The organism is Shewanella sp. KCT, from assembly GCF_007636505.1.
Taxonomy (GTDB): domain Bacteria; phylum Pseudomonadota; class Gammaproteobacteria; order Enterobacterales; family Shewanellaceae; genus Shewanella; species Shewanella halotolerans.
In genome coordinates this window covers 1-1,349 of the sequence record NZ_LVDJ01000039.1, presented here as the reverse complement: position 1 = coordinate 1,349, position 1,349 = coordinate 1, and the positions used below count along the sequence as shown (strand labels likewise).

Here is a 1,349-nt window from a genome sequence, read left to right as displayed (position 1 = left end):
CCCAGCTCTGCCGTCCATACCTGAGTGATCTCACGCATCTCTCGCAGGCTCTTGCCCACGGCCTCCATCTTGGTGGCGTAGCGATTGATCCCCGCGCGAGACAGCTGCTGCTCTTCGGGTAGGCCAGCGGCCTTTATCAGCGCATTGACCTCTTCTAGCAGTTCGGCCTGAGTGATAGAACCATCACGCAGGCCGCTATCTAAACGCTTGCGAATATCATCTGGCAGTAGATCGACCTTAGAGCGACGGCCACGGGTTGGGGTGTCTTGTTTACTTGTCATGGCTATTACCGCCCCCATGATGCTTAAAGGATGCAGCTAAATCTTGTTGAGCCTGCTTCATTGCCTTTTGCAGCGCACGTTCAGCCTGTGCCACCTGAGGAACCTTTTTAAAATAAGACTTTCTGAAGTCGCCATTTTTAAAAGGTTTACCTTCCTTAAGCACCATAGGCTTAATGACCTGCTGTTCTAAGTCAGCCACTACCAACCCTAGAGCTACGTGGTATAAGATCTTCTTCTGATCAGCGGTTAATGGTTTGACGGCCATAGCTATTCCCCTGCCCGAGGGCGCTTGATGCCTGGTACCACGGCGCGGCCTGTTGCCACGTCTTCACCTCGACTGGTTAGTACGGCTTTCTGGGTACCACCCAGCTTTTCAAGGCGAATCAGCCCTTGCTCTTCCAACCAGGCAAGCTGAGTGCGCAGTCCATCGCGACTGATATCCAGGCCGTATACAATCAGCCCATCTTGCAAGATGGACTCATTTAAATCGAAGCCTGCGACCTCAGTCAGCATGCGCAGAATCACCAGCCGCTGGTGCTCTTTCATGATGTCTTGTAATGCCATTAGTCGTTCCTTAATTCGTTTTCCAGTAGCAGATCCGTTTTACGCTCAAGGCGACTGATACCCTCTTGCGTGGCGTTTATGGTTTCGGTGAGGCCGCTTAGTGTTTTGTCTAAGCGGTGCACCTCTTCTTTAGTGGGCAGATGCTTCATGTCGGCTTTCACCTGGGTCATCTGCTGGTCTAAGTTGCCCACCCGCTCGTGCAACTGGTCGTGTTCTTTACGCGGGGTAAAGCGCAAGTTGAACCAAGCGAACAAGCCCATAAACGCCAGATAGCCCAGTGCTGACAGCCATTTAAAGTTGGCGTTGATAAACTCAAATGCATTAGCCACGGCGCCCCCCTGTTCGTTGCTTCAAGCGCAGCTCATGATCTTCCTGGCAACTGATACAACGCAGGGCATTGCCACGCTGTACCTCGACTGACTCTAAACAGTCAGTACAAATACCGTTGCCCTTGGGGGCCGATGCGCGGCTCTTGCTGATACAGGCTTCGCGTTCGCGCATCTC

At 52.7% G+C, this 1,349-nt stretch carries 5 protein-coding genes; all 5 read right to left on the bottom strand.

Translation table 11 applies throughout. The annotated features are described in order from the left end of the window. The coding region (locus AYI87_RS21155) for a phage protein Gp27 family protein (protein ID WP_144204538.1) at positions 1-281 on the bottom strand (281 nt) is incomplete at its 3' end. Continuing rightward, positions 271-546 carry a hypothetical protein gene (locus AYI87_RS21150; RefSeq protein WP_144204537.1) on the bottom strand — a complete coding sequence of 92 codons (276 nt, stop codon included), beginning with the start codon at positions 544-546 and terminating at the stop codon, positions 271-273. The genes AYI87_RS21155 and AYI87_RS21150, both read right to left, overlap by 11 nt. Before the next feature lie 2 nt (positions 547-548). Continuing rightward, on the bottom strand, positions 549-845 hold the full coding sequence (locus AYI87_RS21145; RefSeq protein ID WP_144204536.1) for an ArsR family transcriptional regulator: 297 nt from the start codon (positions 843-845) through the stop codon (positions 549-551). Beyond that, positions 845-1,174, bottom strand: coding sequence for a DUF2730 family protein (locus AYI87_RS21140; protein WP_144204535.1), 330 nt, complete (start codon positions 1,172-1,174; stop codon positions 845-847). Before AYI87_RS21140 ends, AYI87_RS21145 begins: the two co-directional genes overlap by 1 nt. Next, positions 1,167-1,349, bottom strand: a 183-nt coding sequence (locus AYI87_RS21135; protein ID WP_144204534.1) for a hypothetical protein, incomplete at its 5' end; no start/stop codon positions are given. The genes AYI87_RS21135 and AYI87_RS21140, both read right to left, overlap by 8 nt.

Coding starts and splice junctions, on each gene's coding strand:
- AYI87_RS21145 (WP_144204536.1), bottom strand. CDS start 845: ATGGCATTACAAGACATCATGAAAGAGCACCAGCGGCTGGTGATTCTG.
- AYI87_RS21150 (WP_144204537.1), bottom strand. CDS start 546: ATGGCCGTCAAACCATTAACCGCTGATCAGAAGAAGATCTTATACCAC.